Below are 26,652 nucleotides of genomic sequence, written 5' to 3' on the forward strand. Positions count from 1 at the left end.
ATATGGAAGCCAAAAGATATAAAATATACAAAGGCCTGCAACGTCCACTGACCTATAAGGGTTTCAAGGGCAGGTTTATCTATTGGGGCCTTGGCATTTTATTGTTGTCCTTAGTTTCTGGTGCATTGTTAATGGCCATTATGAGTATGTATGTCGGGGCGATAGTCATGATCGGTATGCTCCTTTCAGGGTTTTTCTGGCTTGGCTCCCGCCAGAAAAAAGGGCTGTACGATAAAAATAAGTTATGGGGAATTTACCTGCACCCATGCAATCTTCAAAAAATATATAGATATGTCAGGCAAGAACGAATTTAAACTTCCCTATATGGGCGTTGATGTGGGGATGAGCGAAGATTTGCTCTACGGGATGAATGGTGAATTTTCAGTGGTGATCGAAATGGAAAACCCTGTTTGTCAGTATGCAGCCGATGCGGAAGCCTTTGAAAATTTCCATTCTGTTTTCATGAACCTGGTGGGCATCATAGGGGAAGGGCATATGATCCAGAAGATCGATGTAGTCTCAAAAGCTGTTTTCCATTCAGCCCCCGCTCAAGAATATCTTCAGCAAAGCTATAATAAACACTTTTCCGGACGGATCTTCAATAAGCAGCAGACCTATCTGGTCATCACCAAAGAGTCTGTAATTTCACGTTTTTACAAGTATGATAAAACGGCCCTGCGGGATTTCAGGCAGATGATATCCAAGGTGATGGATATTATGGTGGCTGGCGGCATGATGCCCAATCTCTTGCGGGAAAGGGAAATCAATAAACTTGTCCTGCGGACGATGGCCATGAATTTTTCTCAGGGGCCGGTTTCCCTGGAAAATTATAAATCCGGGGAGACTGGCATCGGTCTTGGGGACAAGACGGTCCGGTGCATCCCGCTCATAGATATTGATCAGATTGAGCTTCCGCAGGATCTTCCGGCTTTTGGTAATCTGGCGGAAGGCGGAAGGATAAGGGATTTTCCGGTGGATATGTTATCTTTTCTTTTCAGGGTTCCAGATTTTGACTGCCTGCTTTATAACCAGGTGATTGAAATCCCTTCGCAGTCCAAGGTGCTTTCAGCGCTGGAGCTAAAAAAGAAAAGGCATTCCGGGATTCCGGACCCTGTCAACACTATTTGCGTGGAAGATATCTCGATGCTGCTTGATGATGTGGCCAGGGACAATCAGGTGCTCATCAATGCACATTTCAATATTGTGGTCTGTGCTAAAAATGAACATATCTCCAAGAGCTGCAATTTTATAGAGAGTGCGCTTTTTCAGATGGGAATAGTGCCTTCAAAGAATGCCTATAACCAGATGGAGCTGTTTCGTACCTGCTTGCCCGGAAATGCCGTTGAACTTAAAAAGTACGATTTTTTTCTCACTACTGCTGAAGCGGCGCTATGTCTGTTTTTTAAAGAAGCGCCTCAAAAAGACGAAGAGTCCGGTTTTTTGGTCCGTTTTACAGACAGGAAAGGCGTGCCGGTGTCAATTGATCCTGAGGATCTGCCAATGGCAACAGGAAGGATCAATAACCGTAATAAATTCGTGCTCGGGCCTTCAGGTACTGGTAAATCTTTTTTGATGAATTCGCTTCTGGAGCAGTACCAGCTGTATAACATGGACGTGGTGATCATTGATACCGGTCATTCCTATTCCGGGCTGTGCAGTTATTTTGGCGGTAAATATATCACTTATTCGGAAGCAGAGCCGATCACGATGAATCCCTTTGCGATGAGTGAGCATGAATACAATATCGAAAAAAAGGATTTCCTATCTACCCTGATTATCCTTTGCGTAAAAGGGCAGGACGGTACGGCTACGCAACTGGAAAAGGATATCTGGTCGAATGTAATCGGCGCCTATTATGCCAACTGGTTCAATCCATTGCCGGATGTGCCGAAAATCGGATCGCTATGTTTTGATTCCTTTTATGAGTTTTCTCTCTACAAGATCCCGCTGATCATGAAAGAGGAATCAGTTCCTTTTGACTTTGAGCAGGCGAGATTTATTTTAAAGAAGTTTTATCGGGGTGGAGAATTCGGTACGATCCTCAACAAACCCGGTGACACTTCATTGTTGAACGAGCGCTTTATCGTCTTTGAAATTGATAATGTGAAGGAGCATAAAATACTCTTCCCACTTGTGACACTCATTATTATGGATGTGTATGTCCAAAAGCTGAGGCACAGAAATGGTTTTAGGAAGTTGTTGGAAATAGAAGAGGCGTGGAAATCGATTTCGTCTCCGCTCATGGCAGGCTATATGGTCTTTGTTTATAAAACGGCCCGTAAATTCTGGGGGGAGATTATCACAGTCACCCAGGACCTTGAAGATATCATCGGGAATGAAATTGTGAAAAATACAATCGTCAGTTCTTCCGATACCGTCATATTGCTCGACCAGACCAAATTCAAAGACAGTTACAAGGAGATTGCAGCTTTGCTCTCGATCAGTGAAACCGAGCAGAGGAAAATTTTCAGTATCAATCAACTGGATAACCGGTCTGGCAGGGGGAGGTTTAAAGAAGTCTATATAAGGCGCGGTGCAGTGGGTGAAGTATACGGGGTGGAGGTGTCGCTTGAACAGTATCTCTGTTACACTACAGAAAAGCCTGAAAAACTGGCGGTAGAAAGTTATGTTTTACGGTTTGGATCTTATCCCACGGCGCTCGATGCCTTTGTTTCCGACCTGAAGGCCAGTGGGCTATCCATGGGTGAATTTGTCACTTCGGTGAATATTTCTTTGGGTCAATAATCAGTTAAATTTTATTATTAATCAATTGGGATATGAAAACAATACTTATGTTTTTAATGGCCTGGCCGTGCTTTTTTGTCTCGGCGCAGACACTTTATGTTGACCCGTTGATTTCGGGCGCGATAGCCGGGCACGCTTCTGTAATCAATGGCCAGCTGAACAGGACAAACGACAATCTGAGCCTGATCTCAAAAGGCCAGCTTGCAGTGACCGGACAGCTGCTCATCGTAAATGATCTTCAGGACAGGATCTATCAGGGACTTACGCAGGTCGCCTCGGTGATGAACAACCTGGTATCGGTAAAGGAGATCGGAGAGATCGGGCTTGATATCGTCGGGGATGTTGAAAAAACGGTTGTCCTGGCAAAGTCGGACCCTGTGTTACTGCTATTTGCGGAGAAGGGCGCACGCGAATTTAAGGTCAGGGCCCTTTCACTTGGGACGGAGGTTGGGGCTTTTGTATTAAAAGGTGGCAAGGGAAACCTGATGGATGCAGGGGAGCGCTCAAAATTGCTCAATAATATTGCCACGCAGATGCGGATCCTCCGTGGCACTGCATATGGGATGCACAGGGCGATGTACTGGGCGAAAATGAAAGGACTGTTTGCTGCGCTCAATCCCTGGGCAGGTTGGGTAAATATGGATGTCAGGATTGCCAATCAGGTTATTTCGGAGGCTAAATACTTAAAGAAATGAGAACTTTTATCTTATTGATACATCTGGTTTTCGGCTGCTTTTTTAGTAGCCAGGGCCAGCAGAAAGCGCTCAATATTCCCGGGATCCACCAGTTGGTCAGCGATTCAAAATCTGAAAATGAAAAGCAGCAGGTGGCAAGGGACAGGCAGAGCGTAAGCCTGATCAATGAGCAGGCGAACCGGACGATGCTTGCAAAGCTTAAAAACAGTTACCGGGAAATACAGCGAAGGTTCAATCTGATCGGTACGGCAATGGTTGCCATGGACATCGGATTAAAGGCTGTGCCATTGATTCAGGGCATAACCGATGATCAGGTAAAGTTCTATGAACTGGCCAGAGAGAATCCCGCCTTGCTTTTGCTGGTTTACCAGACCGAGGCCGAGTTTCTTTCCCGGTCCAAAGATCTGCTGTCTTTCCTTGTAGGGTTAACAGTAAGCATTGGGGCGGTCAACCAGATGAAAGTTTCGGATAGAAAGATCCTGTTTGATTTTGTTCTAGCTGAACTCTCAAAGCTGCGTGCCCTATCAAGTGGACTGGTGAATATCATTTCTTACGGGAATATGCGGGCACTTTTCATGCAGTTGAACCCATTTTCAGATTACATCAATACCGACCGTTCGCTTATTGAGGATATTATCCAAAACGCCAAATACTTAAAAAAATGAAAAAGGAATTATTTCTGCCGGTTTCGGTGTTGCTGAGTGTTTTGCTTCTTGGGTTCTGTTTTTTCAAGGGATATGCCCAGCGGGTGGTCTTTGATTCCAGGCACTTTGGCATTGTCAATGAGAATTTTGCAGTGAGGGGTGCCGCGGAAATGACGCACAACGAATTTCTGGACAGGATTAACGCAAGCCTGGAGCAGATTAACTTAAACTGCGCGACAGTTGTGGCCGCGCAGAGCATTATCTATGAGGGACTGTCCAATGTCAATTCCGCATTAAGGGGAGGGCTGATGGTCAAAAATATGGCTTTGATCTGCGGGGATATCCTGAATTATTCTACCCAGATGGCAGAACTTGCCAAATCGGAGCCTTATCTGTTGCTTTTCGCAGAAGACATGTACCGTGAGATGAATTCACGGGCGTTGAGCCTGTTTAGTGAAGTTTCCGGATTTGTGCTCAAGAGCGGCAACGATATTTTAATGGATCACGCAGCAAGGGATGCGCTTTTGCGCAAGATCAATACCGAACTGCACATTCTTTCAGGGCTGACTTATGGCGCGTGGAAAGCAATGTATTATGCCAAAATAAAGGGCATGTTTTCTTCGCTCAATCCTTTTGCTTCCTTTATCAATCAGGACCGCTCCATGGTGGAAGATATTATCAGGAATACTAAATACTTAAAAAGATGAAAAAAAATAGAACAATCACAGTAGTGATGATTATGCCTGTTTTTATGCTGTTGATGCTTCCGGCATTGTTTTGTGGTGCCCAGAAATCGATCAGGGATGAAAGCATGGTCTATCAGCAGGAGCGTATGGTTTTCAAACAATGGGACCGTTCAAAGTTTACCCCGACTTCGGGATGGCTTGGTATCAACCCCTATTATTGGCTCACCTGGGGGCTGCACCCGAATTATCCAAAGACGGATCTGCGCCCTCTGGCGGGAGCAGGGCCACAGTTACAGCGGCTATCGCTGGCAGGACTTCAAAAAGATGCTGACCGCTCGTATGAACTTCATTCAGATTCTTTGGGAAATGTGGCGAAAGAAGAAATCCTGGGCCATTCCGGGCTATTGTCCGCTGCTGATCCCTTATGGTTGCTTTATTATTCCCGTCAGCTAAGGCCTGTGACCGATTTTGATCCGTTGCTCGCCCTTGAGGGTTTAAACGCCGGTACGAAAGCCAGTCTGATCAGTGAAGGGATTTACGATTGGTATAACGGTGAAATGAGGGTGCTGGCTGAAAGGCTTGATTTGACAAGAAAAAGTAATCAGGACCGCGGTGCAAGGATACTTTCCTATCATGGGATGCTGATGGATTACCGCAAGCTGATGGGCATCTGGTCTACAAGGGTTTCAACCGCTGGCAGGTTTATTTCACAGGGGCTGCTCCAAAAGAAACTTAAAGCCCAGGAAACCCGGATCGAAAAATGGGATGAGAACAGTGATGTGGAAATAGCCCGGGAAGTACTGCGCAGCCGTAAATATTAATATCATCCTAAACTGTTTATTATGAAAAAATATATAGGGTTAATTTTTATCCTGATGGTATTAACCATTGGAGCATCAGCCCAGACTTCCGATTACAGGAAGTCATTTGAGTTTCTGCAGGGAAACGGTGTTTATGAGGAGGGAGTGATGGTGTTTTTAAAAGGACTGAAAAATTCCCTCTGGGAACATTTCGATCTCTTTATCACCGATGCCAAGGCATTGGCCGCTATATTCATGATCATATTTTTTGCCATAAAGTCTTATGAGATGATCTCAGGGGACAAAAAACTGGAGATTATGCCACTGCTCCGGCCGTTCGGACTCGTGATGATCATACTATGGTGGGGTGCTTTTACCAAGGTGATTGCTTTTCCGACCGATATGGTGGCGATGAAAACTGAAGAGATGTACATGAGCGAGCAGGCCAACGTCAATAACCTGCGGCTGATCCGTGCTGATTATATGATCAAGGTTGCCAACGCCCTTTACAGCTTTCAGGCGGAGACGGAGCTTGCTGAAAAAGAATCAGATACCTGGATCGGACAGGCATGGGACTCGGTCACCAGTTCTGTGAAAGAGGGGATGTCGACAGTGATCAGTCCGGTCATTGAGCTTAAAAACCGTCTGAAGATCGGTATGCAATTGTTATTGACCCAGTTATTGGAGCTGCTTGGTATCTGGATCCTCCGTCTGGCCGTTTACGTGCTTTTTATCATCCAGATTATTTATTCAGCAATCCTGATTATCCTTGGGCCTTTTGCAGTTGCTGCGAGTGTCTTACCCTCTTTCAGGGATTCTTTGAGTACCTGGATTGCAAGGTTTGTTTCGGTAAATCTCTATCTGGGGATTGGATATCTGGTGATGTATATTATTGCCCTGCTTCAGAAAACGGCTATGACTATGGAGATCAGCAGGTATAAGGAGCTGATCGGGGAGAACGGAGAAGCGGTAAATATGGAAAAAATGGCTTGGTTTGCCGGAAATGGGATCCTGTCTTTCGGAACGGTGATCCTGAGTTTTTTGATCGGCGCGATCTGCATGTTCACTGTGCCAAGCATTTCGACCTGGATTATCTCTACTTCCGGGATCAGTTCCGCTGCATCGAATTTTGGCCGTGGATCCCAGACTGTTATAGGAATGGCCAAAAAAGTATCCGGAAAATTCTTTTGATTATTTAACTTTTAACTATCTGTTATGATCATTAAAAATATCGAATCCAAGATCCGCCTGGCCACTTTTGTATCTATGGGGAGCTTGTTGCTTGCCTTATCTGTAAGTATTGTGGTATCGGTTTACGCCTATAAACAGGTCATATCCGCCCGAAAAAGCATTTATATACTGGATAATAATGTGCCGATCCTCGCCAAACAGACCGACGTGCAGATAAACCGTCCAGCTGAATATAAAGCCCACATTGACCTGTTCCATTCCATTTTCTTTTCGCTCACACCTGATGACCGTTTTATTGAATACCAGATGAAACGGGCCATGTACCTGATCGATGAATCGGGTGCCCGCCAGTACAATGACCTTAAGGAAAAGGGGTATTTCAGTTCGGTTCTTTCCAGCAGTTCTGTGCTGACCCTGCAGACCGATTCTATTTTTCTTGATCTGCCACATCTATACTTCAGGTATTATGGAAAACAGAAAATAGACCGGCGCAGCACGACAGTTTCCCGCTCGCTGGTTACCGAAGGTTACCTGAAAGATATACCAAGGAGTGAAAATAATCCCCACGGGGTGTTGATCACCGGTTGGAAAACCATTGAAAATAAAGACATCGAAAATGTTCAGAAAAATTCGCTCTAACAGGGCACCGGAAAAAACGGTATGGGCAGACCTGCGGGATGAGCTTGCACCTTATATCAAAAAAATATACGAGCGCTCAGGATCTATTCTGTCGAGGCATCCAAAAAGGATATTCGTATGTATGCTTATTGTGCTGATCTACTCGGTGATAAGGTCGTTCAGTTCTGATTTTAAAACAGGCGTTTCGAGTACACCTCTTTTGGGTACAAAGAATGAAGGTGTTCAAAATCCCACAGCAATTACCAAGGGCTTGAATTCTATTTCAAGAACTGCGGAAAATCTACGCCGGACAATGACCATTAGGGACAAAGTAGATTCAGTTTTAAACAAAAAGAAGCTTTCGCAGTCTGATTCTGTCTTTCTGGAAGATGCACTGCTTGAACTTAAACTAATCCAACAACCATGAAAATAAACTTGAAACAGCCCAGATATGTAGTGCCTTTGCTCGCGTTACCGTTTTTATGCCTGTTCTTTTATGTCTACCAGAGCTCGGCCGGTCAAAAAAAACAGGTCGTGGCCCAGGATGGGATGAACAGTAATGTTGCTGATATCTCAGACCAGGTTAGAAAACGTGGCCTTACTGACAAACTTGATGCATACCGGGACCGCTACAAAGATTCGCAAGGAACTACTGCGATAAATAATATTGAAGGCGATGAGGCTGCAGCAGTTATGGTTAAAACTGGAAACCAGAAAAATAAACTGGATTCCATAGACCGTATACTTAAAAGTAGAGGAACCGGGGTGATCGGTACTGCGGCAGGTCCTTCATCGGATTTCGAGCTTGGTAGCAGGCGGAAGCCCCAACTTTCTACGGAAGACAGGGTAATGGCAGAAGCGCTTTCTGCACTGGCTGGGGGTGGAAAACCAATCCGGCAGCCTGTCATGGACAAAATGGTCAAAGAACATGAAGCGGACCCAATGGAGGTATTTAAAAAGCAGATGTCCTATATGGACAGTATGGGTAAGGCAAATGATCCGCAGTACCAGGCGGAACTTAAAAGAAAGGAAAAATTAAAACCTGCTTTTGCTGCCACAGTTGCAGATGTCCAATCGGTAACCAAAGCTGCTATTACCGGCGGTATTTTTAATACGGTAATGGCAGAAAATGAGAAAAGGCCTATTCTTGCTGTGATCGATGAAAATGTGACGGGTTATTCCGGTTCGAGGATCAGGATCCGGATTCTGGAAGATCTTTTTGTTGGTTCCCTGCCATTGGTGAAAGGGACTTATCTCTTTGCTGAAATTTCTGGTTTTTCCCAGCAACGGGTCAAGCTAAGTGTTACCTCCATTGCCAGAGGGGACAGAATTATCCCTGTCAGGCTCGAAATTTATGACCTTGACGGTCTTGAGGGGTTATATGTTCCTTCATCAAACTTTAGGGAGTTTTCGCGGAACCTTGGAACTGAGTCAGTCCAGGGCTTTTCTACCCAGGGCGGCGCTAAAGATCAGCAGGAGTTCCTGATGAGCGCGGTGGATAAGATATTTACGTCAACCTCCTCCGCAGTTTCAGGGCTGATCAAAAAAAATAAGGCCAAGGTAAAATACAATAGCCGCGTTTATCTTATCGATCCCCAATCTTTCCAGAAACAATTAAAATAAATTTTATGAAAAAAATACTTCTGTTGGCCTTCAGCTTTTTGGCCACCTGGCATGCTTTTGCCCAGACTTTTCCTTTGAACAAACCACTTACTGTGATATATCTTAAAAAAGATATGACAGTGCATATCCTTTCACCTGAAAATATCCGGTATGTCGATATTTCAACACCGAAGGTTCACGGTGATATTCCGGTGGGGAACTTGCTCAGACTAAAACTGATCGACTCCTGTGCTTCTGCTTTTTCATCTGTGCTTACCGTTGTTGGAGAAAAGAATATCTCCCAGTTCAGCCTGATTTATGATGAAGGCAGATCGGATAGTCTGTTTAGGGCCAATATGGATATTGGGATTTTTGATATGCGGCCCATATCGTTGCCCGATGTTGGGCTATCTGAATCTGAAGCCAGGGGTTACGCACTTTCAATGTTCAGAAAATCTTCTTCAGGTGGATCTGTCAGGGCAAATGCATATGGACTAAAGGCTGTACTGAATAAAATTGCAAGCGTTGGGGATTATGTATTCCTGGATATCAGTTATCTAAACAAAAGTAACCTAAAGGTTGATATTGATGAAGTCAGGTTTAAGATTGATGATAAAAAACTTTTGCGGGCTTCAAACAGCCAGTCAATTGACCTCGTGCCGGAATATGTTTTTTCGAAGGTTTCATCTTTCAATAAGTATTACCGCAATGTGTTCGTTTTTAGAAAATTCACCTTTCCGGGAAACAAGATCCTTAATGTCACGCTTTCCGAAAAGCAGGTCTCTGGCAGGGTAGTATCTTTCGGGATAAGATATGGGGACCTGCTGGATTCTGATGCCCTTGACCAGTAATTTGTTGCTTTTATGGAAGAGTCTAAAGAGATCCAAAAGCTCCACGGCTTTCTCCAGTGCCTGATCTATTTCTGCATTTTTTTGGAAGTTACCCTCTTTGTTTACATTGATGCACCGTTCTGGGGACTATTTTCAAAAGGCCTTTACAGGATAAAACTGCTTCCCATTTATGATGAACTGATTTATAGCAAGCTGTCTATATTGATATTGATCTGTCTGGTCAGTATTGGTACGTTGTCTAAAAAGCAACCGGATTTTGATGTGAAAAGCAAGGTTGTTTATCCACTCTGTGCCGGGTTGCTGTTATATTTTGGAAGTATCTATTTCTTTGAAAAGCCTTCTACCCTGGTATTTGCCTATACTTCCTGGTATGATCTCGGGTATATTATCTGTTCGCTCTTTGGTGCGTTAATGATCAGCGTTTCTATGGACAATGTGTCCAAGATCATACGTTCCGGTCTTGGTAAAGATAAGTGGAACGTGGAGGCTGAAAGTTTCATGCAGCCTACCCTTAAGGTAGAAACTCCTTTCTCTGTAAACATACCGATGCTTTTTTATTATGGGAAAAAAGTACGGAAGGGCTGGATCAATCTGGTCAATCCCTTTCGGGCAACAATGGTGATCGGTACGCCAGGATCCGGAAAGTCCTTTTCTATCATTAACCCATTTATCCGGCAGATGATCGCCAAGTCTTTTGCGGTATGCCTGTACGATTTCAAATATCCGGACCTTGGAAAAATTGCTTATTATCACTTTTTGCTCTCGAAGAAAAAAGGATTACTGGAAGGATTTACTTTTCACGTGATCAATCTGAACGAAGTCGAAAAAAGCAGACGGATCAACCCACTCCGTGCCGATTACATCACAACCCTGGCAGATGCGTCCGAAACAGCTGAAGCAACCGTTGAGGCATTGAAAAAAGGGGATAAGGCCAGTGGTAGTGATGCTTTCTTCACTCAGTCTGCAATTAATTTTCTGGCCTCCTGTATTTATTTTTTAAGTAGGTATCAGAACGGTAAACTTTCAAGCCTGCCGCATGTGATGGCTTTTTTAAACCGGTCCTATGCAGAGATATTTGCCGTACTGTTTACCGATCCTGAACTGGTTTCGCTGCTTTCCCCGTTTAAATCAGCATTTGCGGCAAAGGCATTTGATCAGCTCGAAGGGCAGATCGGCACACTGAAGATATTTATGAGCCGTATGGCGACCAAAGAAAGCTTCTGGGTGTTTTCGGGAGATGATTTTAATTTGAAAATTTCCAGCAAAGAATCACCCGGTATATTGGTGCTGGCCAATGATCCCAATACGCAGAACATCAATTCCGCATGTTATTCCGTAGTGCTTAACCGTTTGACCAGGTTGATCAATTCAAAAGGCAATCTTCCTTCCGCGCTGCTCATTGATGAAGTACCTACACTTTTTGTACACCGTATTGAGAACCTGATTGCCACGGCCAGATCCAATAGGGTTGCTGTTTTGATCGGGCTTCAGGAACTGCCACAGTTTAAACAGCAATATGGTAAAGATACCGCCTCTACGATTATTTCTGTAATCGGAAATGTGCTTTCCGGATCCGCAAGGAACAAGGAAACACTGGACTGGTTGGAACGGATCCTTGGAAAATCCAAACAGTTGGGTGAAAGCCTTTCGATCGACAGGAGCAAGGTTTCGGTCTCATTGAGTGAAAAACTCGAGGTATTGATCCCTGCAGGGAAGATCGCCTCGCTCGGTGCTGGCGAGATGGTAGGGGTAATTGCAGCCGATGCGCAGAGTTCTTACTCTGGTAAATTCGAGACTTCTGCAATCAATTGCAGGATTAACCTGGATGTGGACGAAATTAAAAAAGAAGAAGATGGATATGTCGAGCTGCCTGTTTACTATGATTTTGGGGGCAAAAAAGAAGAAATTCTCCGGAGCAATTTTATGCGCATCACCAGGGAGATCGATGTTATGGTCGCTGGTTTTTCTTAAGGTAATATGCCTTTCTTTTAACCTTGCCCATGCTCAGTCTTTTGACGGACTGAAATTATCGCTTCCACTGCGCAAGTTTCAGGTTAACTCTGGATTTGGTAACAGGACACACCCGGTAACCGGCAGGATGAATGTTTTTCATACTGGCATAGATCTGCGCGCAAGATCAGATACCGTTTTTGCCATCCTGCCCGGGGAAGTAGTCAAGGTCTCAGCTGACCTGATTATCGGAAACTACATCATCATTGCTCATGGTGCCTATAGCAGTATTTATGGACATCTTTCAAAATCCATGGTCGGTATTGGGAGTCTTGTGGCTTCCGGAACTTCAATCGCTATCACGGGGAATACCGGCAGGGTTACAGGGGAACACCTCCACTTTGGAATAAAACACAAGGGGAGATTTGTTGATCCGCTAAAGTGTCTTTATTTCTTCGGTAACCTGTACGGAAATGACCTTTATCTTTTTTTAAATGACCTTTTCTGGGTAAGAAAACCATCCGGGGTAACTATTCATATTGAACGCGAAACTGAAATTAACCATTAAAACCGAATTTATTATGAACACAACAATATTGAACGAAAAAGATCTGCCCCTTGAGCAGCTCCGGGAGATCGGGCTTGTAAAAGGTGAAGAACTGTTGATCGATCGAAAAGATATTCATGCGCTTTTATCAGGCGGTAGGACCAATCTGATCAAATTACATGATATCTCCCGTAGCGGTATCGAGATCAAAGAGATGGAAGTAAAACTCTCATTAGTTAGGGGCGTGGCAGGAAAACCTGACTTGTTGGTCCATCCGATATACAAACAGTCTTTGAATCCTTCTTATATTAACCAGGCAGAAGCTGATCAGCTCATTCTGGGCGAGCGTGCAAATATCTTAAAAGAAGTCGACCGGGACGGGGAGAAAAAATCACTGCTGGTCGAATATGATTGGGACACAAAAGAATTTGTGGTGACTGATATGCTTAAGGTGAAAGCGCCGGAAAAGGTGAATGGTATGACTTTGAGCCCATATCAGAAAGAGCGTTACAGTGCCGGAAGACAGATCGAACTGGAAGATGGCACTTTGATACAGGCGAGCAGCACCAGTGCCGAGGGCATCCGCTCAAACAGGCTTGCATTGGTTGTTTCGGTTTTGATGGACGGTGGGATTTCTTATCTGCTGTTGACCGGCCTCAAGGCATTGATCGGTGAAAAAGGCTTGCTGGCGCAAAGCAATGAAAAAAACAACGGTTACAAACAGGCATTTAAGGAATATGAGAAACAGCAGATGTCTAAGCTCGGGGATATGATTTCTGATGAGAAGTTAAGTGCTGGCACTGGTCATAGTCGGGGCTATACCCGATCAGGAACATCAAGATAAATGTTTTCTGCTGTTTCTGTTGCCAGGAAAATATGCGGGCTCTATGGATTTTCGTTTAGGACCGATATTTCCGGCAGTGTGATATTTGACTATAATGGTGGCCTATCCGAACACTTTGGCAAGGATGGACATTTAATAGCCGTTGCCGGAGATTTCTGGAGCAGTAGTGTTGTCAATCTAAATATTGTAACCCAGGTCTTTATCTGTTCAAGCGCCATGGAAGCCGTTGCTTTTCTGCATTTTAATCCGAGCAGGTTCACCAGACCAGACGAACTGTTGTTTATTGCCATTGGTCCTGACTATCATTTTCCCGGAGAGATACTTAAACAAACTGGGAAAGTACAGATTAATTTGCTTTTAGGAGGCGATTTGATCGAAAACCTACGGACAATCAAATTCTGTATGGACTATAGGGGAATTGCGGTTCATTTCATCCTCGGGGATGAAATGGTATTTTTCAAATTACCCGGTAATATTTTTTGTATCCCTCAACAGCTCATTTCGCTGCGGCGGTTTTTCTTATTGGTGAAAATACGGCCTTTTTTCAGGCAATATGTCCCGAAATCCAAAATTTCTTTTTTACACGAATTTATGAATCAATGAAAATGGCTGTATCAACAGCTAAATTTTATTTTTTATCAATCAAAATTAATCCATTTATTATGAACGAAAACAATTTGGAGTATCTTCAGAATAATCTGAAATACTTAGGGTTTGGCGAATCGTTGAACCAGAAACTTAAGGAAGCAATCGAAAAACCACTTCTGGAATTCAAGCTTCAGTTGGAAGTGAGTATGGCAGCCCCAAATGCCAAGGATAAGCCCGAACTCGCTGATAGCATGCGCTATGAGCTTGACTTTTCAAAAAGCAAGGATACGGAAATGTATTTTTTCAACAAATATAATGCATCCCTTCAAAAGGCAGGGCAGCCTGATGCGGTTGACCAGACTTTTTACATCAATAAGGGAAAAGGGGTAACTGTTAAAGAAAGTTATAACCTGCTTTCAGGACGGGCGGTGAATAAAGATGTAGTGCTGAAAAGCGGTGAGAAAGCCAATATGTGGCTAAAGCTTGATCTCTCGGAGCGTGACCCGGAAAAGGGCTTTGCAGTTAAAAATTATGGTGAAAACTATGGCTATAACCTGGCTTCTACTGTTGACCGCTTTGTACTCCCTGATATCAATAAGCAGGGTTTTAAAGACCAGTTGATGAAAAGCCTGGAAAGGGGTAACCTGCATGAAATGACTTTTTCAAAGGATGGCAAAGAGATGAAGGGCTTTATTGCTGCAAATCCGCAGTTTAAAACCCTTGATTTTTATGATCTGAACCTTGCTTCGGTTTATAGCAAAGCGGTTGATCTGAAAGAAGCCCCCGTGAAGACCTTGGCCCCGGTAGAAAATAAGGAAGCTGTTGTAGAGGAAACTTCGGTTGAAGCGAAAAACGGCAGGGGAAGATAATTGTGTTTTGTTTGGGGGGTATCCTCTGTTTAACTGGGGACTTCGGTCCCCGGTTTTTATCTGCTTGCCTTTTTAAGTTACTGGTCAACTGGGTAGAAATTAAGAAAATGAAAGGCTGTTTTAGAATGTTAGGCACTATCTTTCATTTTCGATAAAAGGCATTTCATGTGATGATTATGAACGAAAAGAATTTTAGTGATCTGAAACATACTCTGGAATACCTTGGCTTTGGGAGGACTTTAAACGCTTCATTGAGAAATTGTATAGAATTTGAACTGCCACGGTTCCGTATGACCCTGGACTTAATAATGCCTGTGCCCAATCCGAAAAATCGGCCGGATCATGTAGATGTGGTACAGTATCAGCTTGAAATATCAAAAGAAAGCGGTACCGATAAGTATTCATTTGACAGATATGATATATATCTTCAGCCGGCCATTAAGCCATATGAAATGAGAAATCAGCGGTTTTATATCAAAAAAGGTGAGGGAATAACAGTTAAAGAGAGCTACAATCTACTTTGTGGACGTGCGGTCAATAAGGATGTTGTGCTTAAGAACGGAGAAAAAGCCAACATGTGGTTTAAGCTTGATCTTTCGGAACGTGATCCAGAAAAAGGCTATGCATTCAAAAAATATGATTATAATCTGGTTTCTACTGTTGAGGGGTTTGTATTCCAGGGTATTGACAGACCGGGATTTAAAGAACAATTGTTGAAAAGCCTGAATAGGGGCAATCTTCATGAGGTGACCTTTTTAAAGGATGGCAAAGAGATTATGGGCTTTATTGCTGCAAATCCTAAGTTCAAAACCCTTGATTTTTATGATCTGAACCTTGTTTCGGTTTACAGCAAAGCAGTTGGCATTAATGAAGCTTCGACTAAGGCATTGATATCCAGTGAACTTAAAGAAGCTGCTATAAAAGACACTTCGGCTGAAAAAAAAACAGGGAGGGGCAGGTAGAATTGCTTTAATTACCGGACAGACTGCTGTCACGGGCACGGAGGCGAAAGCCTCCGTGCTTTTGCATATTTAATGTTTTTAGGCTGTTTTTTTAGGGTAATGTGATGTCGTAAAGCTGTTTATGATTTGAATAATTTGGTGGATTGATGTTAATGGATATATTTGCCGTTCAAATTTATTATAAGCATGGAAAAATTCAGTAAAATCAAAGAATTGGTAGCTTCTGTTGAAGCTGACGTAGAAAAATTCTACAGCGCAGGAAACGCTGCAGCAGGAACACGTGTACGTAAAGGTATGCAGGATCTTAAAAACCTTGCTCAGGAGATCAGGGCTGAAGTAACAGAAAAGAAAAATACAAAGTAAAAGAAATCTGTTTTGGGAAATAGTAGCAGGGCCGCTGTCCAATTGGGCAGCGGCCCTGCTTTTGCATGTCGTTAGGGATGTTTTTAACAGCAGACTTTAATCACAAATAGTTTAGAGCTCAGATTTCGACCATCTTCTCGTTTTTTACGATCAGTATCTTTCCGTTCTCCAATTCCAGCCAGCCATAATTGAAACAAAATCTGTAAATGCCTTTTGATGTGTTAAGAATCCGCGTATGGTATTCGAAATTGAATCCGCTGTCCCTTAACAGGAAATTGGTAATTATCGTATTCTCCCCCTTTTCTTCAAATTGGTGTTTTAGTATTTTATGGTTGTTTTTAATAATTTCAGAAAGTTTATCATAAAAAACCGGTTCATTCCATTTTTCAGTCTTTAGCTGGTCGCGCCGCGCATGGTTACGGCATTGATCACTGCAGAAGATCTTATCACTCCTCCCTTCAAATGTATTGTTACAGTTGCGGTAGCTACAGGTCCGCTCGTTTTCTTTAGGCTGCTGCATTTTGAATTATCTTCTGTAGTCCCTATCCGTTTTTTATCCGGTCGGATCGGATAAGCCAATATACAACCGAATCCTCAGAATACGATAGATAATTTTGTTCATACCTAAACTTGATGGATATGAACACCAATAATCTCACCTCCGAAAATTTTTCCTCAGGGAAAAGAAATTACTTTCTTGATTTTAAAAGAGCAGCTAACGATAACCGTTATTTGTGCATTACCAGAAGTGATGCGCAGGATGATGGAACCTATAAACGTTCGACAGTTGTCGTCTTTGAACAGGATTTTCATTTTTTGATTTCTGCAATGTCTTCACTGTTCCACTCTGCAAGCTATCTGGGCCAGGACAATTTCAGTGTTGCGGATGTAGCCCGCCTTAAAAGTTCCGCTGATAACAAAGGAATAAGGTCATGGGATATCAATTTAAGGCCACGGGAAAAATTTGTTTCTTCGGGTGCATCCCAAATGAGTGATGCAGAACTGATGGCGATGCTGATCGGTTCTGGCCGGGCTGATGTGAGTGCTGTCGATTTAGCTCAAAAGATCTTAAAAGCAGTTGGGGGTAGGCTTGAGGTGCTGGCAGCGCAGGACCATAAATCGCTTTCCAGGTTTAAAGGTGTAGGGTTGGCAAAGTCCAGTGCTATCCTGGCAGCGCTTGAGCTGGGTAGAAGGATGTGCGCGGTTTAGGGTAAGTGTAGTACTGCAATTGAAAAATCAACGCATTGGAAATATTTGAATATGGTAAAACCCTGTAAGTCATTTATATATTTTTTTTTAGGCTGATTTCAATGTTGGTTTTTGGGGGCCTACGTTAATAGTTTTACGGGGCAAGCGTCTTTTTTGCTATAGGCTGTAAAGTTAAACTTTACAATAGAAAACGGTAAAAAAGGCCGTAAATATCGGGCGCTCGGTGCTCTGCGAGCGCATAATGTTTTGGCTGCGCCAAAACACCCTCCGGGACTTATAGCTCTCGTTTCCTATACACCCGTTTTTTCGGACTTTCTTTTTTTCCGTTTTTTCTTTTGGAAAGATTTTTCGGAAAAAAGGAAAGGAAAAAAAAAGTTAAACTTAAAATTTTACAGAATGGAAATTACAGGAAGATTGACCGCTGATGCAGCGGTAAGAACAGTAAGCGGAGAGAGAAAAGTTGTTGGCTTTTCAATTGCTATCAATGACACTTACCGCTCTGGCGGGGAACAGAAAAAGGTGACCACATTTATCGAGTGTTCCTATTGGCTTAATACAGGAATAGCGGAATATCTAAAAAAAGGGGGTTGGGTACAGGTTTATGGCCGAATTGGTATTAACGCCTATCTGAGCGGTTCGGGTGAGCCCAAAGCCTCTTTAACCTTTCATACTAGTGAAATCAAACTCTTGGGAAGTAATCAGAGAGGTGAAAGTGGTTACCCTGCTGCTGAAAATACACAGCATGATGCGCCAAATGCAGAAGAAACAGTGCCCGTAAACAAATTCGAGGGCATTGACGGTGATGTGCCATTTTAATTATTAGGCGGTACTTATCCATTTTAGGTTTTCCGCATGGGACACGACCTAAATTATAATATTTCATTTCAACTGAATTAAAACATGGGGAGCGGTTCACCGCTCCCTTAAAAAACTATATCATGAGCATATTAGCCGATACCACAGAAAAAAAAGCCCTTTACGAAATCGCCAAAACATTGCGGTTTTTTGAAAACCTCTATTGTTTGCGGATTTCCGCAGGGGATGCCGTGCGCATCCGCCATGCCGAGAACATTATTATAAGCGTAATCGGGGGCAACGGTTTCGATGCCGTTTTTTCAAAACAAAGGGGAACACACTTATTTAAACAGAAACCATGAGAACCAATTTTTTTCAGGCTATCCAAAGGCTGCACGGTGCAGGTTCTTGGATCATCAATGTTTCATTTAGTGCAGAAAGCGAACTGCTCGTTTCTGTTCTGCTCAAAAGTAGCGCAGCAGAATCGGGTGGTAACACATTACCACCAATGTTATACCGTGGGACAGCTAAGGAAATTGACGAGGGCTTTTTTGAAAGCCTTTCTGCTCCCGTGGAACAGACCGTTTCTTTTTTTGAAAACTTATCTGCCTACCAAAAAGGATTGGAAGACGCAAAAGCAAAACTGATCTCCAAACCCAAGGAAAAAAGCAGTTCAGTCCCCGATACGAAAAAGATAGGGGACAGTACAATCGAATCCATAGAATCTGCTTCTATCAAAACCAAATTCGAGGATATTGTAAAAGATATTGCTGCGCTGAACAGTTCCTGTAAATATGGGGAGGCTCTCGCGATTCTTCCAAATGTGGAGGATTATCCCGATAAAAAAGCAGAGATCGAAAAACTCCAAAAGGAACTCAATTGGAGAAAAAGCCAAATGACGCTATTGTAAACCAAAAAAAAAAGCCATGCTTAAAACAACCGCATTACCAAGAACATTCGTTTTCAGCGATAAGGGACAGGAGGTAAAACTTTCTGACCCTGCACAAAAATTCAGCCCCGAACAGGTTATGGATTTTTATTCGGGGACTTATCCCATTCTCACTACGGCAAAGATCGAGGGACCCGAAATCAAGGGAGATGCCCTCGAATTTAAATTCATTACCACATTGGGTACAAAAGGCTAACCATGAAAAACATAGCGAAATGCATCAAAACACAACAATACTCGCAAAATTGGAAACTCCACCAAAATTTGGGGAAATTTCTCGAAAGGTTGGACAGACTGTCCGACCTTTCGGAAATAAAAAAAGACAAAAAAAGACCTGCACCCCAATCCCTGACCGAAATGGTTTTTTAAGGCATGTTTTCAGCCCCGTAATCAATGGCTATCCTGTCGAGATCAGCAACAGGGCTTGCGTGGAACGGGAATTTTTTAGTTCTGCAGAAAAACTGTGCAGCTTCTACGGGATAGCCCCTGCGAATTTTCCATTATCAGTGTATCCCGAAAATATAGCAAAGTCAATTAAAGATTTAAAGCAGAAGCTTGAGGGAGTAGATAAAAACCTCGAACTCATTGTGGCGCATGATGAAGATCATGCGGCCTGTTTATCGGTAAAGAAGACCTTTGATACAAAAACCACGCTATACTATCTGCCTGTAGAGCCTTTGTATGATCTTTTGCAGGATGACAAAAGAAAAAAAACAGCCGAACTGTTGCTTTCAGTTTTAGCCTACCTCTATCAGATCGGGGGAATCCCTTATCACGGTGAACAGGGCAGCTACCTGTCTTCTGTTTATGATATGATTTATGACTGGTCAAGTGAAGAAGAATGTTTCGACGACGAAAATGAGGAGCAGTATATCCTCGGCCACATCGAACTGATGGGACATCGCAGCAAGTGGCTTCTTGAAAAGCTGAATAAAAAAGTCCACCTGCAAAAGTTTGAAAAACGCCTCAACGGTTTTCGCCCCTGTTCTGAAACCGAACAAGAACTTTTGGCTTTGGCTAAACAGGCATATGCGCTGTATTGTGATTTCCCCAACTTTTCGATCATAGATCGGATTGATACGGGTCTTTTTGACCAAGATGAAAACTATGATTCATGCAGGGTATATGCTGAAAATTACCTGTCTTTTATTTGGAGTTTTACTGATTGCCTGTACGATCAGGTAATGGAAACAGTAAATAATGAGTTACAGGAATACAACGAAATCGATGAGCCGGCAACCATACAGTTTTTTGATACCGTACAGTTATCCCAGGCGCATGACCACACTTTTGAAATTCGGTTTTTTGATTTACTGAACGGGATAACCGATAACCTAAACGATTTTAATCATGAAAAACATAACCGATAAATTCTCCAGAACCTATCTTCCTGCCAAAGCACTTTTGCTCTACCAACAGCAGGGCAGCGATGAATTTTACATCGAAAGCTATGACATAGGCAAAAGCGGAACACCTATAAATGCACACCCGCTTTCTGTTCGTGAGAGCCAGTCGCTTGCCGATGTTCTTAATACGTCCGAAGAAAACAGACAGGGGTTTTTGCAGCCAAATGGACTGCTCAGAGAGGAAGTAATCTATATCAATTCGCAGCGGAACGGTTTTGTGATTTGGTACACGCCTGTGAAGAAAAGACATTTGATTTTTAAATCGGGACTGACCATCCCCGATGGAATGGCTTCAATGCCACCGCTTTTATGGAAAGCCACCGTATCTTCACTTGAAATATGGGCTTTAAAAGAATCCAAAAGACCCGAAATATCGACTAATTTATATTATGCACCATTTTTTAATATCTATACCGATGGCAGGGTATGCATGGGGAATGTAGATATAGACATAGATACTGATTGCGACCTAGAGACATTTATTTCAGCTTGGGAAAACTATTTTTTTGGCTCGGCATTCAGCCACCTGCTCACAGAGGTTTCTCCTGTTAAGGTTAACATTGTTCCCCTTTGGCAAAAACTCATTTCTTCGGGGGACGATTTTCCAAAGAACATCTTAAAGAAACACCCTAAAACCATCAAAGATCTGCTGTCATGAAAACAAGAGTCCACATCGTTCATCCAAGTTTTTTAAATCCTGCTAACCCCATTTCTGTCAACCTTATTGGCGCAGGTGGTACAGGAAGTCAGATGCTGACGGCCTTGGCAAAAATTAATGCTGCACTCGGGGCTTTCGGCCATGCGGGCTTACAGGTCACTGTTTTTGACGATGATACCGTTGAACGGCCAAACCTGGCAAGACAGCTTTTTACAGAATATGAAATCGGTATGAACAAAGCTGTTGTCTTAATTAACCGCTACAATTGTTTCTTTGGGACAAACTGGAAAGCTGTGCCAGAGCGTTTTGAATCTTTTTGCAGCGAAGATAATAACAGGTCTGCAAAGCTGACCATTTCCTGCGTGGATACCCTTTCAGCCAGAATAGCAATTGAAAAAACAATTGCCCTGCAAGCCATCAAAGCCAATCATCGGGACAGTTGCCTGTACCTGATGGATTTTGGTAACAGTAAAGATTCGGGACAGGTAGTGCTTTCGACAATCGGAAAGATCAAACAGGCTGAATCCAAAAAAAATACTACCGTTGATTCTCTCCCTTCACTGACAACAGAATATGCCGAATTGCTTGCAAGTTCTGAGCAGGGCGATGATACGCCAAGCTGTTCGCTTGCCGAGGCACTGGATAAACAGGAACTTTTTATAAATCCTGTACTTGCCAATATAGGTGCATCTTTGCTGTGGACAATGTTCCGTGACGGTATAATCCAATACAGGGGATTCTTTTTGAACCTTGGGGATTTCCGCACGCAGCCTATTGTAGTGTAGCAATCCGCCGAAATCGTTTGGCGGGCTTCGGCCGCCAATTTTTTTTACCTGCTCTTCTCCTGACTCCCAGCCTCCACAAAGAAAAGCAGGTAGATTAAGGATTGCAAAAAAAAATCCGAAGCTCGTATTCAGGTTTTTGCAGAATCTCTCAGGAATCGGAAATTTTAGCTGATGGATTTTAATGTCGGAAAAAAAATGCAAATTTTCCATCGCGGTTTTTTTATGCGGCTAATAGTGATCAAAAGTTGTCTAGTACACATTTGCACATAACTGCTTGTAAATCGACTAATTAAATATATAGAAATGTTAAAAAATGTTAAAATAAATTAGGAAGTGACAATTAATTTTCTCAACTTTATTGTAATTAAGTATCTAAATTTCTAAAACGCCTTAATCAAAGCACCCCATTTTCGGAACTTTGATTTTCCTCCACTCGGAGAAGATAAATATTAAGTAAAGTGTTCATGTATTGATATCAGCTAAGCTGTGTAGACTGCTGTTGGATTAGTTTATCCAATTAATAGCGCTCTCTATTACGAGTATCCACTTGTGGGTATTTAAGGATTTGGTGAAGGACGAGGAATAATTAACTAAATAACTAATAAATAATTTAGAATTGTATGGATGTACAAGATGCTGGATGGATTATAGCTGGATTGCTACCTTTTGCTACGCTGGCATATAAGTATTTAATGAGAAATCACCCGAAGGAAGTGAAGAAAAATGGTGATGAAGAACATATAACTTATCGATAAGAATTACAAAAACCTTAATATGTAAAAATATTAAGGTTTTTTTATACTAAAACATTAGAAGTTAAAATCCATTATGAAAAGTTTTTTGGATTTTCCTTCGAAGTTTTTATGCCAATAAATGGTGCTCCCAAAAACCGGATGATAAGAAGGGAAATAATTAATGTACTCAAACTCATGAAGCTGTTTAATGCATTTATGATAAGTCCTGGTAGAACAAATTTTGCAGATCGCCATTAATTCGCGACGGCTTATATTAAATGGATATTGAAAACCGTTACGTTCCCAACAAAGTGCAATCGCTGTAAAAAGGCCGAAATGAATTGTCGTAATTCTTTGGTCATCACAGATTGCCCTAAATAAACTGGCCAATATCTTGTTTTTTGCCATAATGGTTAAGTTTGGAGTGATGGCTTTTTTTTGTTCAGATCTTTATATTTTCGGTCCAATAAATTTTCTACTGTTACGGTAAGATAGTAATAAATACTTCCGATTTTTGAGAATGGTAATATCCCATTGATCCTGAGGTTTTGAAGGGTGCCCTGGGATATACCCAATAGTTTTCTTACCTCATTTCCCTTGAGGTATTTTTTTTCAACCGGTTTTTCAATGCTAATAATTTTTCTGATTTCAATCAGCAGCTCTCTCCCAAAATTATCTAAATCCTCTTTTGTTATGATTTCCAAATTCATACTTTCTTCTCCTAGATCATTATTATTTTTTTTACGGTAAACATAGGAGCTGGCGGTAAAAAAAAAATGCCCAAAGTTTAAATTTGGGCATTTTTCGGTTTAAGTTTTTGAAATAATCTCAAAGATTTTATCCTTGGGTGATATTTCGGTATATTTTATTGAAGATTCGGGAGAAAAATAATTCTGGGCGGTTGCCATTGGAATGTCCTTGTCCCCGTGCACAAAGTACTTTGAGATCAGTTTATACCAGGAACTATATCCCTGAAACGTTAGGATTTTTGATCCGCTGGGGTGCTGCAATGATTGAAACTGGCGTAGAATATCCATAAAAGTCGCAAGACTTCCCTTAGTAATGCTTATTTTTTCACTAGGTTCAAACTGTTGAAACTGCCTGATCTGGGCTTCCAATTCAATAATCCTTAATTTTAATTCTTCATTTTCTGAATGTTTTTCCCCAAGTATCCTATCGATGGCCAGTGAATTGCTCCATTTATCGTTCTTTAAAATAGATTTTTTAAAAGCGGAAAGTGAAGCCAGGTATTCCAGGTGTATCGGGTGTTTTTTGGAAAACGGATCTATCCTTTGGTAGTAATTGATTCTAACCGATAGGATTTCAAATACTGAGTTGTAAAAAAACTTTTCCTGGTCGGGATGCTTTCCAATAAAATGTCTGAGATGAAAATTATAAAACTCATCGTACGAACTTTCTGGAAGGCTATACATCTTCAGCAGAAAAAAATTATCTGCTGAACCCTCATCTCTGAAAACCGGTCTTCCAATCTCAAGCGGATTTGGGGAAAAGTCAAATCTTCCCCGGAATTTAAAAAGGTCCTTTCTCATATGAGTAATGCTATGTGTAACTGTTTAATAAATTTAAACAAAAATGGACCCAATACAGAATTTTTGCAATCTCAGCCCATTTAAGTTTATTGAATGCTATATAAAATCCGGTTTGAAACCAATTCTTTTTCTTGGCTCTTTTTCGTTTTCCCTTGATATGATGAGTTCATCCAGATAATTGAAGACGATCTCGAGATTTTTATCATGGTCATTCAGCCTGTTTTTGATTCTTTCCACATCAGATCTCAATGAGTTTGATTCAACCAAGGCAGCTCGGATCTTTGTGAAAGTCCGTATAATCTCAATGTTTACCAGAATTGCCCTTTCACTGCTCAATACGCTTGAAAGCATTGCAACGCCCTGCTCTGTAAAGGCCATAATCCCATATTTTGAATACTTTCCATGTCCTAAGGTGCCAAATTGGCTCCTTAGGATTTTCTGTTCCTCATCACTGAGTTCAAACATAAAATCCGCTGGGAATCTGAGCAGGTTTCTTTTTACCTGCCGTTTTAACTGTTTGGTCTCGACCTGGTAAAGATCAGATAGATCACTGTCCAGCATTACTTTTTGATCTCTTATATGATAAATTTTGCCTGTCACCATTGCTTCGGTAACAGACGGGTTAATTTCTTTTGTTTCCATTTACTTTGTTATTGTGTAATTATATTTTGTTGAATTCTGAATTGGTTTGAATTCAGTGATCTTTTGTTTGAGAATGGCCATGTCATTATCCACTTTTCTGTCCATTACTTTTGCATAATGCTGCGTTGTCTTAAGATCCTTGTGCCCCAGCATCTTACTGACAGTTTCAATAGGTACATCGTTCAATAGTGTGATAGTTGTTGCAAAAGTATGTCGGGCAAGATGGTAGGTTAGCGGAATATTAAAAGCACACAGATCGGCAATCTCCTTTAAATAGGAATTCATTTTTTGGTTCGAGCTCACCGGAAACATTTTATCTGAATCACAGCAAATAGGATGGTCAGCATACTTATCCAGAATTAATACTGCGTTTGGCAGTAATGGAATTCTTGTTGGTGTACCTGTTTTTTGGCGGTTGGATATTATCCATCGGTCACCGTTATTTCCTACTATGACCTCAGATTTTTTTAACTGATATATGTCAATATAGGCCAGTCCGGTATAACAGCTAAATAGAAAAATATCCTTCACCCTTGCAAGTCGTTCATTACTAATATATTTTTGTTCGAGGACTTTAACCTCTTGTTCATTCAGGCAAATACGATCTATTACCTTGACTGTAGCTTTAAAATTCGCAAACGGATCTTTAATGATCCATCCATGTGCCAAGCATATTTTAATAATTTTTTTGAGATTTTTAATATACTTGACGGCTGAATTGTTGGCGCATTTTCTTACAGTTCTAAGAAAAAAATCATAATCGGTTAAAAAGGTGTGATTGATTTTTTTAATGTCAATATCTGTAGTGTTATATTTTTCTTTAAGAAACTGTCTAATATGGCGGAGGGCTGTCTGATATCTTAGTAATGTCATCTTTGAAAACTCACTTCCAACTAAAGCCTTCATTCTATCATTATGGTCTTCAAAAACCTCCGTCAATTTTCTAACCTTATAGCTTCTGCCCAAGAGTTCATCCATCAGATTGAGTGCCGTAGCATCTTCATCCGCCATCATAAGTTTTCTCTGGGCATCGTGGACTTTTAGCTCAAGTTGCTTTAAAAAAGGGTTGATACTTTTTGCTGCTGACGAGCTTTTTCTGACTTTTCCATTGTCCCAGTCAATGTCTAAACACTGTTTTCCCGTGGCAACTTCTGCTCTTTTTTTCTCAACAGTGATCCGAATGTAGATCGATGAGGTGTCTTTTTGGTCTGTTTTTCCTTTCTTCAGAAAGAAAATTAAACTGAAATTTCTTTTCATAATTGTAATCTTAAAAGTGTTTTAAACTTAAGATTGCAGTCAAAAAAAGTCAAGATGTGTACGTGGTAAACTAGTTGATATTCAGTTAGTTAATATCAAATTCGGTGCGTCCGAAACTTTCGTAGTCTGACGCACCGAATGACGCACCTCGCATATGCGTTATTTGGTCAAAAAAGCCATTATTTCCCAAAAAACAAAAGCCTGCAAATCGTTGATTTGCAGGCTTTTAGTGTTGTTTGGTGATTTTTGTTACTGATTCCAGTGGAGCCGAAGGGAGTCGAACCCTTGTCCAGTTGTGAGATAAATTATACCTTCTACATGCTTATTTTTCAATTGATTTTCGGGACATAAGCGGGCTGAAAACCGACCTTATTTATATCCTTAGATACTTTATCTCACTTTAAGTCGCATCTCCTTAAAGCCAGCTTTGTTGTTTCGATGCCCCGGATTCTAACCCAACAATGCAGCAGTTAGAGGGACAAAAGCTAAGCTAGTTCTAAACTAGGCAGCTAAGGCGTAAGTATTTTCGCCAACTAAAATGTGATCGTTCACTTTAAGTGCTCTCCGAACAACGCACTGCATGCTAACATAACCTTCGCCACCCTGTCAAATCCAAGAACGGCCCCAGGTTTTCAGTTTGCAGTTTTGAGTAATCAGTTTGCAAACCGAACAGCAAATATACAAATAAAATGCCAAATAGTAGCTGTAAACT

At 41.8% G+C, this 26,652-nt stretch carries 32 protein-coding genes and 1 other RNA gene; 27 read left to right on the forward strand and 6 right to left on the reverse strand.

Features of this window, described 5'->3' with window-relative positions; translation table 11 throughout:
* The first annotated feature begins 2 nt into the window (after positions 1 to 2).
* The 18 genes from R2R28_RS12760 (at position 3) to R2R28_RS12845 (ending at position 15,955) form a co-directional block, all read left to right on the forward strand.
* On the forward strand, positions 3 to 314 hold the full coding sequence (locus R2R28_RS12760) for a plasmid transfer protein (RefSeq protein WP_316826076.1): 312 nt from the start codon (positions 3 to 5) through the stop codon (positions 312 to 314).
* On the forward strand, positions 292 to 2,745 hold the full coding sequence (locus R2R28_RS12765) for a TraG family conjugative transposon ATPase (protein ID WP_316826077.1): 2,454 nt from the start codon (positions 292 to 294) through the stop codon (positions 2,743 to 2,745). Before R2R28_RS12760 ends, R2R28_RS12765 begins: the two co-directional genes overlap by 23 nt.
* 32 nt (positions 2,746 to 2,777) lie before the next feature.
* The gene (locus R2R28_RS12770) at positions 2,778 to 3,440 is read left to right on the forward strand and encodes a hypothetical protein (RefSeq protein WP_316826078.1); all 663 of its coding nucleotides are present in this window, start codon (positions 2,778 to 2,780) and stop codon (positions 3,438 to 3,440) included.
* The gene (locus R2R28_RS12775; RefSeq protein ID WP_316826079.1) at positions 3,437 to 4,105 is read left to right on the forward strand and encodes a hypothetical protein; all 669 of its coding nucleotides are present in this window, start codon (positions 3,437 to 3,439) and stop codon (positions 4,103 to 4,105) included. The genes R2R28_RS12770 and R2R28_RS12775 overlap by 4 nt, the downstream gene beginning before the upstream one ends.
* Complete coding sequence (locus R2R28_RS12780) at positions 4,102 to 4,791, forward strand: hypothetical protein (protein WP_316826080.1); 690 nt, start codon at positions 4,102 to 4,104, stop codon at positions 4,789 to 4,791. The genes R2R28_RS12775 and R2R28_RS12780 overlap by 4 nt, the downstream gene beginning before the upstream one ends.
* The gene (locus R2R28_RS12785; RefSeq protein WP_316826081.1) at positions 4,788 to 5,591 is read left to right on the forward strand and encodes a hypothetical protein; all 804 of its coding nucleotides are present in this window, start codon (positions 4,788 to 4,790) and stop codon (positions 5,589 to 5,591) included. The genes R2R28_RS12780 and R2R28_RS12785 overlap by 4 nt, the downstream gene beginning before the upstream one ends.
* Positions 5,592 to 5,612: 21 nt before the next feature.
* Positions 5,613 to 6,761 carry a plasmid transfer protein gene (locus tag R2R28_RS12790; RefSeq protein ID WP_316826082.1) on the forward strand — a complete coding sequence of 383 codons (1,149 nt, stop codon included), beginning with the start codon at positions 5,613 to 5,615 and terminating at the stop codon, positions 6,759 to 6,761.
* Positions 6,762 to 6,785: 24 nt separating this feature from the next.
* Entirely contained in the window at positions 6,786 to 7,400 is a 615-nt protein-coding gene (gene traK, locus R2R28_RS12795) for a conjugative transposon protein TraK (protein WP_316826083.1), read from the forward strand.
* Complete coding sequence (locus R2R28_RS12800; protein WP_316826084.1) at positions 7,378 to 7,806, forward strand: hypothetical protein; 429 nt, start codon at positions 7,378 to 7,380, stop codon at positions 7,804 to 7,806. The genes traK and R2R28_RS12800 overlap by 23 nt, the downstream gene beginning before the upstream one ends.
* The gene (traM, locus tag R2R28_RS12805) at positions 7,803 to 9,002 is read left to right on the forward strand and encodes a conjugative transposon protein TraM (RefSeq protein ID WP_316826085.1); all 1,200 of its coding nucleotides are present in this window, start codon (positions 7,803 to 7,805) and stop codon (positions 9,000 to 9,002) included. Before R2R28_RS12800 ends, traM begins: the two co-directional genes overlap by 4 nt.
* Before the next feature lie 5 nt (positions 9,003 to 9,007).
* Positions 9,008 to 9,832: a DUF4138 domain-containing protein gene (locus R2R28_RS12810; RefSeq protein ID WP_316826086.1), complete on the forward strand. Its 825-nt coding sequence runs from the start codon at positions 9,008 to 9,010 to the stop codon at positions 9,830 to 9,832.
* Between the two features lie 12 nt (positions 9,833 to 9,844).
* Positions 9,845 to 11,803 carry a type IV secretion system DNA-binding domain-containing protein gene (locus R2R28_RS12815; RefSeq protein ID WP_316826087.1) on the forward strand — a complete coding sequence of 653 codons (1,959 nt, stop codon included), beginning with the start codon at positions 9,845 to 9,847 and terminating at the stop codon, positions 11,801 to 11,803.
* Complete coding sequence (locus R2R28_RS12820; protein WP_316826088.1) at positions 11,778 to 12,350, forward strand: M23 family metallopeptidase; 573 nt, start codon at positions 11,778 to 11,780, stop codon at positions 12,348 to 12,350. The genes R2R28_RS12815 and R2R28_RS12820 overlap by 26 nt, the downstream gene beginning before the upstream one ends.
* Before the next feature lie 13 nt (positions 12,351 to 12,363).
* Entirely contained in the window at positions 12,364 to 13,173 is an 810-nt protein-coding gene (locus tag R2R28_RS12825) for a DUF4099 domain-containing protein (RefSeq protein ID WP_316826089.1), read from the forward strand.
* A complete protein-coding gene (locus R2R28_RS12830) occupies positions 13,174 to 13,776 on the forward strand; it encodes a hypothetical protein (RefSeq protein ID WP_316826090.1) in 603 nt (200 codons plus the stop codon).
* Positions 13,777 to 13,835: 59 nt separating this feature from the next.
* Positions 13,836 to 14,630 (forward strand): hypothetical protein, encoded by a 795-nt coding sequence (locus R2R28_RS12835; RefSeq protein ID WP_316826091.1) that lies wholly within the window; start codon positions 13,836 to 13,838, stop codon positions 14,628 to 14,630.
* Positions 14,631 to 14,806: 176 nt separating this feature from the next.
* Entirely contained in the window at positions 14,807 to 15,592 is a 786-nt protein-coding gene (locus R2R28_RS12840; protein WP_316826092.1) for a hypothetical protein, read from the forward strand.
* A 186-nt stretch (positions 15,593 to 15,778) separates the two neighbouring features.
* Positions 15,779 to 15,955, forward strand: a complete 177-nt coding sequence (locus R2R28_RS12845) for a histone H1 (RefSeq protein ID WP_316826093.1) — start codon at positions 15,779 to 15,781, stop codon at positions 15,953 to 15,955.
* Positions 15,956 to 16,073: 118 nt separating this feature from the next.
* Here R2R28_RS12845 and R2R28_RS12850 read toward each other — a convergent pair whose 3' ends face one another.
* Positions 16,074 to 16,475 carry a hypothetical protein gene (locus tag R2R28_RS12850; protein ID WP_316826094.1) on the reverse strand — a complete coding sequence of 134 codons (402 nt, stop codon included), beginning with the start codon at positions 16,473 to 16,475 and terminating at the stop codon, positions 16,074 to 16,076.
* Positions 16,476 to 16,594: 119 nt separating this feature from the next.
* On the opposite strand from R2R28_RS12850, the gene R2R28_RS12855 reads away from it, so the two are divergent.
* From R2R28_RS12855 to R2R28_RS12895, 9 genes are all read left to right on the forward strand, one after another.
* Positions 16,595 to 17,164: a UPF0758 domain-containing protein gene (locus tag R2R28_RS12855; RefSeq protein WP_316826095.1), complete on the forward strand. Its 570-nt coding sequence runs from the start codon at positions 16,595 to 16,597 to the stop codon at positions 17,162 to 17,164.
* A 396-nt stretch (positions 17,165 to 17,560) separates the two neighbouring features.
* On the forward strand, positions 17,561 to 17,980 hold the full coding sequence (locus R2R28_RS12860) for a single-stranded DNA-binding protein (protein ID WP_316826096.1): 420 nt from the start codon (positions 17,561 to 17,563) through the stop codon (positions 17,978 to 17,980).
* 122 nt (positions 17,981 to 18,102) lie between these two features.
* Positions 18,103 to 18,321: a hypothetical protein gene (locus R2R28_RS12865; RefSeq protein WP_316826097.1), complete on the forward strand. Its 219-nt coding sequence runs from the start codon at positions 18,103 to 18,105 to the stop codon at positions 18,319 to 18,321.
* Positions 18,318 to 18,869 carry a PRTRC system protein E gene (locus tag R2R28_RS12870; RefSeq protein ID WP_316826098.1) on the forward strand — a complete coding sequence of 184 codons (552 nt, stop codon included), beginning with the start codon at positions 18,318 to 18,320 and terminating at the stop codon, positions 18,867 to 18,869. Before R2R28_RS12865 ends, R2R28_RS12870 begins: the two co-directional genes overlap by 4 nt.
* A gap of 16 nt (positions 18,870 to 18,885) precedes the next feature.
* Positions 18,886 to 19,104, forward strand: coding sequence for a PRTRC system protein C (locus R2R28_RS12875; RefSeq protein ID WP_316826099.1), 219 nt, complete (start codon positions 18,886 to 18,888; stop codon positions 19,102 to 19,104).
* Positions 19,105 to 19,336: 232 nt separating this feature from the next.
* Entirely contained in the window at positions 19,337 to 20,278 is a 942-nt protein-coding gene (locus R2R28_RS12880; protein WP_316826100.1) for a hypothetical protein, read from the forward strand.
* Entirely contained in the window at positions 20,259 to 20,972 is a 714-nt protein-coding gene (locus R2R28_RS12885) for a PRTRC system protein B (RefSeq protein WP_316826101.1), read from the forward strand. The genes R2R28_RS12880 and R2R28_RS12885 overlap by 20 nt, the downstream gene beginning before the upstream one ends.
* The gene (locus tag R2R28_RS12890; protein ID WP_316826102.1) at positions 20,969 to 21,757 is read left to right on the forward strand and encodes a PRTRC system ThiF family protein; all 789 of its coding nucleotides are present in this window, start codon (positions 20,969 to 20,971) and stop codon (positions 21,755 to 21,757) included. Before R2R28_RS12885 ends, R2R28_RS12890 begins: the two co-directional genes overlap by 4 nt.
* A gap of 620 nt (positions 21,758 to 22,377) precedes the next feature.
* Entirely contained in the window at positions 22,378 to 22,512 is a 135-nt protein-coding gene (locus R2R28_RS12895) for a hypothetical protein (RefSeq protein WP_316826103.1), read from the forward strand.
* 392 nt (positions 22,513 to 22,904) lie between these two features.
* On the opposite strand, the gene R2R28_RS12900 is transcribed toward R2R28_RS12895, so the two are convergent.
* From R2R28_RS12900 to ssrA, 5 genes are all read right to left on the reverse strand, one after another.
* Positions 22,905 to 23,201, reverse strand: a complete 297-nt coding sequence (locus R2R28_RS12900; protein WP_316826104.1) for a helix-turn-helix domain-containing protein — start codon at positions 23,199 to 23,201, stop codon at positions 22,905 to 22,907.
* Positions 23,202 to 23,300: 99 nt separating this feature from the next.
* Positions 23,301 to 24,041, reverse strand: a complete 741-nt coding sequence (locus R2R28_RS12905; RefSeq protein ID WP_316826105.1) for a hypothetical protein — start codon at positions 24,039 to 24,041, stop codon at positions 23,301 to 23,303.
* A gap of 96 nt (positions 24,042 to 24,137) precedes the next feature.
* Positions 24,138 to 24,683: an ORF6N domain-containing protein gene (locus R2R28_RS12910; RefSeq protein WP_316826106.1), complete on the reverse strand. Its 546-nt coding sequence runs from the start codon at positions 24,681 to 24,683 to the stop codon at positions 24,138 to 24,140.
* Positions 24,684 to 25,940: a site-specific integrase gene (locus tag R2R28_RS12915; RefSeq protein WP_316826107.1), complete on the reverse strand. Its 1,257-nt coding sequence runs from the start codon at positions 25,938 to 25,940 to the stop codon at positions 24,684 to 24,686. It abuts the gene before it with no gap.
* A gap of 259 nt (positions 25,941 to 26,199) precedes the next feature.
* Positions 26,200 to 26,566, reverse strand: a transfer-messenger RNA (tmRNA) gene (gene ssrA, locus R2R28_RS12920).
* Positions 26,567 to 26,652 lie beyond the last annotated feature (86 nt).

The sequence above is a fragment of the Pedobacter miscanthi genome (genome assembly GCF_032678605.1).
GTDB classification, from domain to species: Bacteria; Bacteroidota; Bacteroidia; order Sphingobacteriales; family Sphingobacteriaceae; genus Pedobacter; species Pedobacter miscanthi_A.

Coding starts and splice junctions, on each gene's coding strand:
- R2R28_RS12760 (WP_316826076.1), top strand. CDS start 3: ATGGAAGCCAAAAGATATAAAATATACAAAGGCCTGCAACGTCCACTG.
- R2R28_RS12765 (WP_316826077.1), top strand. CDS start 292: ATGTCAGGCAAGAACGAATTTAAACTTCCCTATATGGGCGTTGATGTG.
- R2R28_RS12770 (WP_316826078.1), top strand. CDS start 2,778: ATGAAAACAATACTTATGTTTTTAATGGCCTGGCCGTGCTTTTTTGTC.
- R2R28_RS12775 (WP_316826079.1), top strand. CDS start 3,437: ATGAGAACTTTTATCTTATTGATACATCTGGTTTTCGGCTGCTTTTTT.
- R2R28_RS12780 (WP_316826080.1), top strand. CDS start 4,102: ATGAAAAAGGAATTATTTCTGCCGGTTTCGGTGTTGCTGAGTGTTTTG.
- R2R28_RS12785 (WP_316826081.1), top strand. CDS start 4,788: ATGAAAAAAAATAGAACAATCACAGTAGTGATGATTATGCCTGTTTTT.
- R2R28_RS12790 (WP_316826082.1), top strand. CDS start 5,613: ATGAAAAAATATATAGGGTTAATTTTTATCCTGATGGTATTAACCATT.
- traK (WP_316826083.1), top strand. CDS start 6,786: ATGATCATTAAAAATATCGAATCCAAGATCCGCCTGGCCACTTTTGTA.
- R2R28_RS12800 (WP_316826084.1), top strand. CDS start 7,378: ATGTTCAGAAAAATTCGCTCTAACAGGGCACCGGAAAAAACGGTATGG.
- traM (WP_316826085.1), top strand. CDS start 7,803: ATGAAAATAAACTTGAAACAGCCCAGATATGTAGTGCCTTTGCTCGCG.
- R2R28_RS12810 (WP_316826086.1), top strand. CDS start 9,008: ATGAAAAAAATACTTCTGTTGGCCTTCAGCTTTTTGGCCACCTGGCAT.
- R2R28_RS12815 (WP_316826087.1), top strand. CDS start 9,845: ATGGAAGAGTCTAAAGAGATCCAAAAGCTCCACGGCTTTCTCCAGTGC.
- R2R28_RS12820 (WP_316826088.1), top strand. CDS start 11,778: ATGTTATGGTCGCTGGTTTTTCTTAAGGTAATATGCCTTTCTTTTAAC.
- R2R28_RS12825 (WP_316826089.1), top strand. CDS start 12,364: ATGAACACAACAATATTGAACGAAAAAGATCTGCCCCTTGAGCAGCTC.
- R2R28_RS12830 (WP_316826090.1), top strand. CDS start 13,174: ATGTTTTCTGCTGTTTCTGTTGCCAGGAAAATATGCGGGCTCTATGGA.
- R2R28_RS12835 (WP_316826091.1), top strand. CDS start 13,836: ATGAACGAAAACAATTTGGAGTATCTTCAGAATAATCTGAAATACTTA.
- R2R28_RS12840 (WP_316826092.1), top strand. CDS start 14,807: ATGAACGAAAAGAATTTTAGTGATCTGAAACATACTCTGGAATACCTT.
- R2R28_RS12845 (WP_316826093.1), top strand. CDS start 15,779: ATGGAAAAATTCAGTAAAATCAAAGAATTGGTAGCTTCTGTTGAAGCT.
- R2R28_RS12850 (WP_316826094.1), bottom strand. CDS start 16,475: ATGCAGCAGCCTAAAGAAAACGAGCGGACCTGTAGCTACCGCAACTGT.
- R2R28_RS12855 (WP_316826095.1), top strand. CDS start 16,595: ATGAACACCAATAATCTCACCTCCGAAAATTTTTCCTCAGGGAAAAGA.
- R2R28_RS12860 (WP_316826096.1), top strand. CDS start 17,561: ATGGAAATTACAGGAAGATTGACCGCTGATGCAGCGGTAAGAACAGTA.
- R2R28_RS12865 (WP_316826097.1), top strand. CDS start 18,103: ATGAGCATATTAGCCGATACCACAGAAAAAAAAGCCCTTTACGAAATC.
- R2R28_RS12870 (WP_316826098.1), top strand. CDS start 18,318: ATGAGAACCAATTTTTTTCAGGCTATCCAAAGGCTGCACGGTGCAGGT.
- R2R28_RS12875 (WP_316826099.1), top strand. CDS start 18,886: ATGCTTAAAACAACCGCATTACCAAGAACATTCGTTTTCAGCGATAAG.
- R2R28_RS12885 (WP_316826101.1), top strand. CDS start 20,259: ATGAAAAACATAACCGATAAATTCTCCAGAACCTATCTTCCTGCCAAA.
- R2R28_RS12890 (WP_316826102.1), top strand. CDS start 20,969: ATGAAAACAAGAGTCCACATCGTTCATCCAAGTTTTTTAAATCCTGCT.
- R2R28_RS12895 (WP_316826103.1), top strand. CDS start 22,378: ATGGATGTACAAGATGCTGGATGGATTATAGCTGGATTGCTACCTTTT.
- R2R28_RS12900 (WP_316826104.1), bottom strand. CDS start 23,201: ATGAATTTGGAAATCATAACAAAAGAGGATTTAGATAATTTTGGGAGA.
- R2R28_RS12905 (WP_316826105.1), bottom strand. CDS start 24,041: ATGAGAAAGGACCTTTTTAAATTCCGGGGAAGATTTGACTTTTCCCCA.
- R2R28_RS12910 (WP_316826106.1), bottom strand. CDS start 24,683: ATGGAAACAAAAGAAATTAACCCGTCTGTTACCGAAGCAATGGTGACA.
- R2R28_RS12915 (WP_316826107.1), bottom strand. CDS start 25,940: ATGAAAAGAAATTTCAGTTTAATTTTCTTTCTGAAGAAAGGAAAAACA.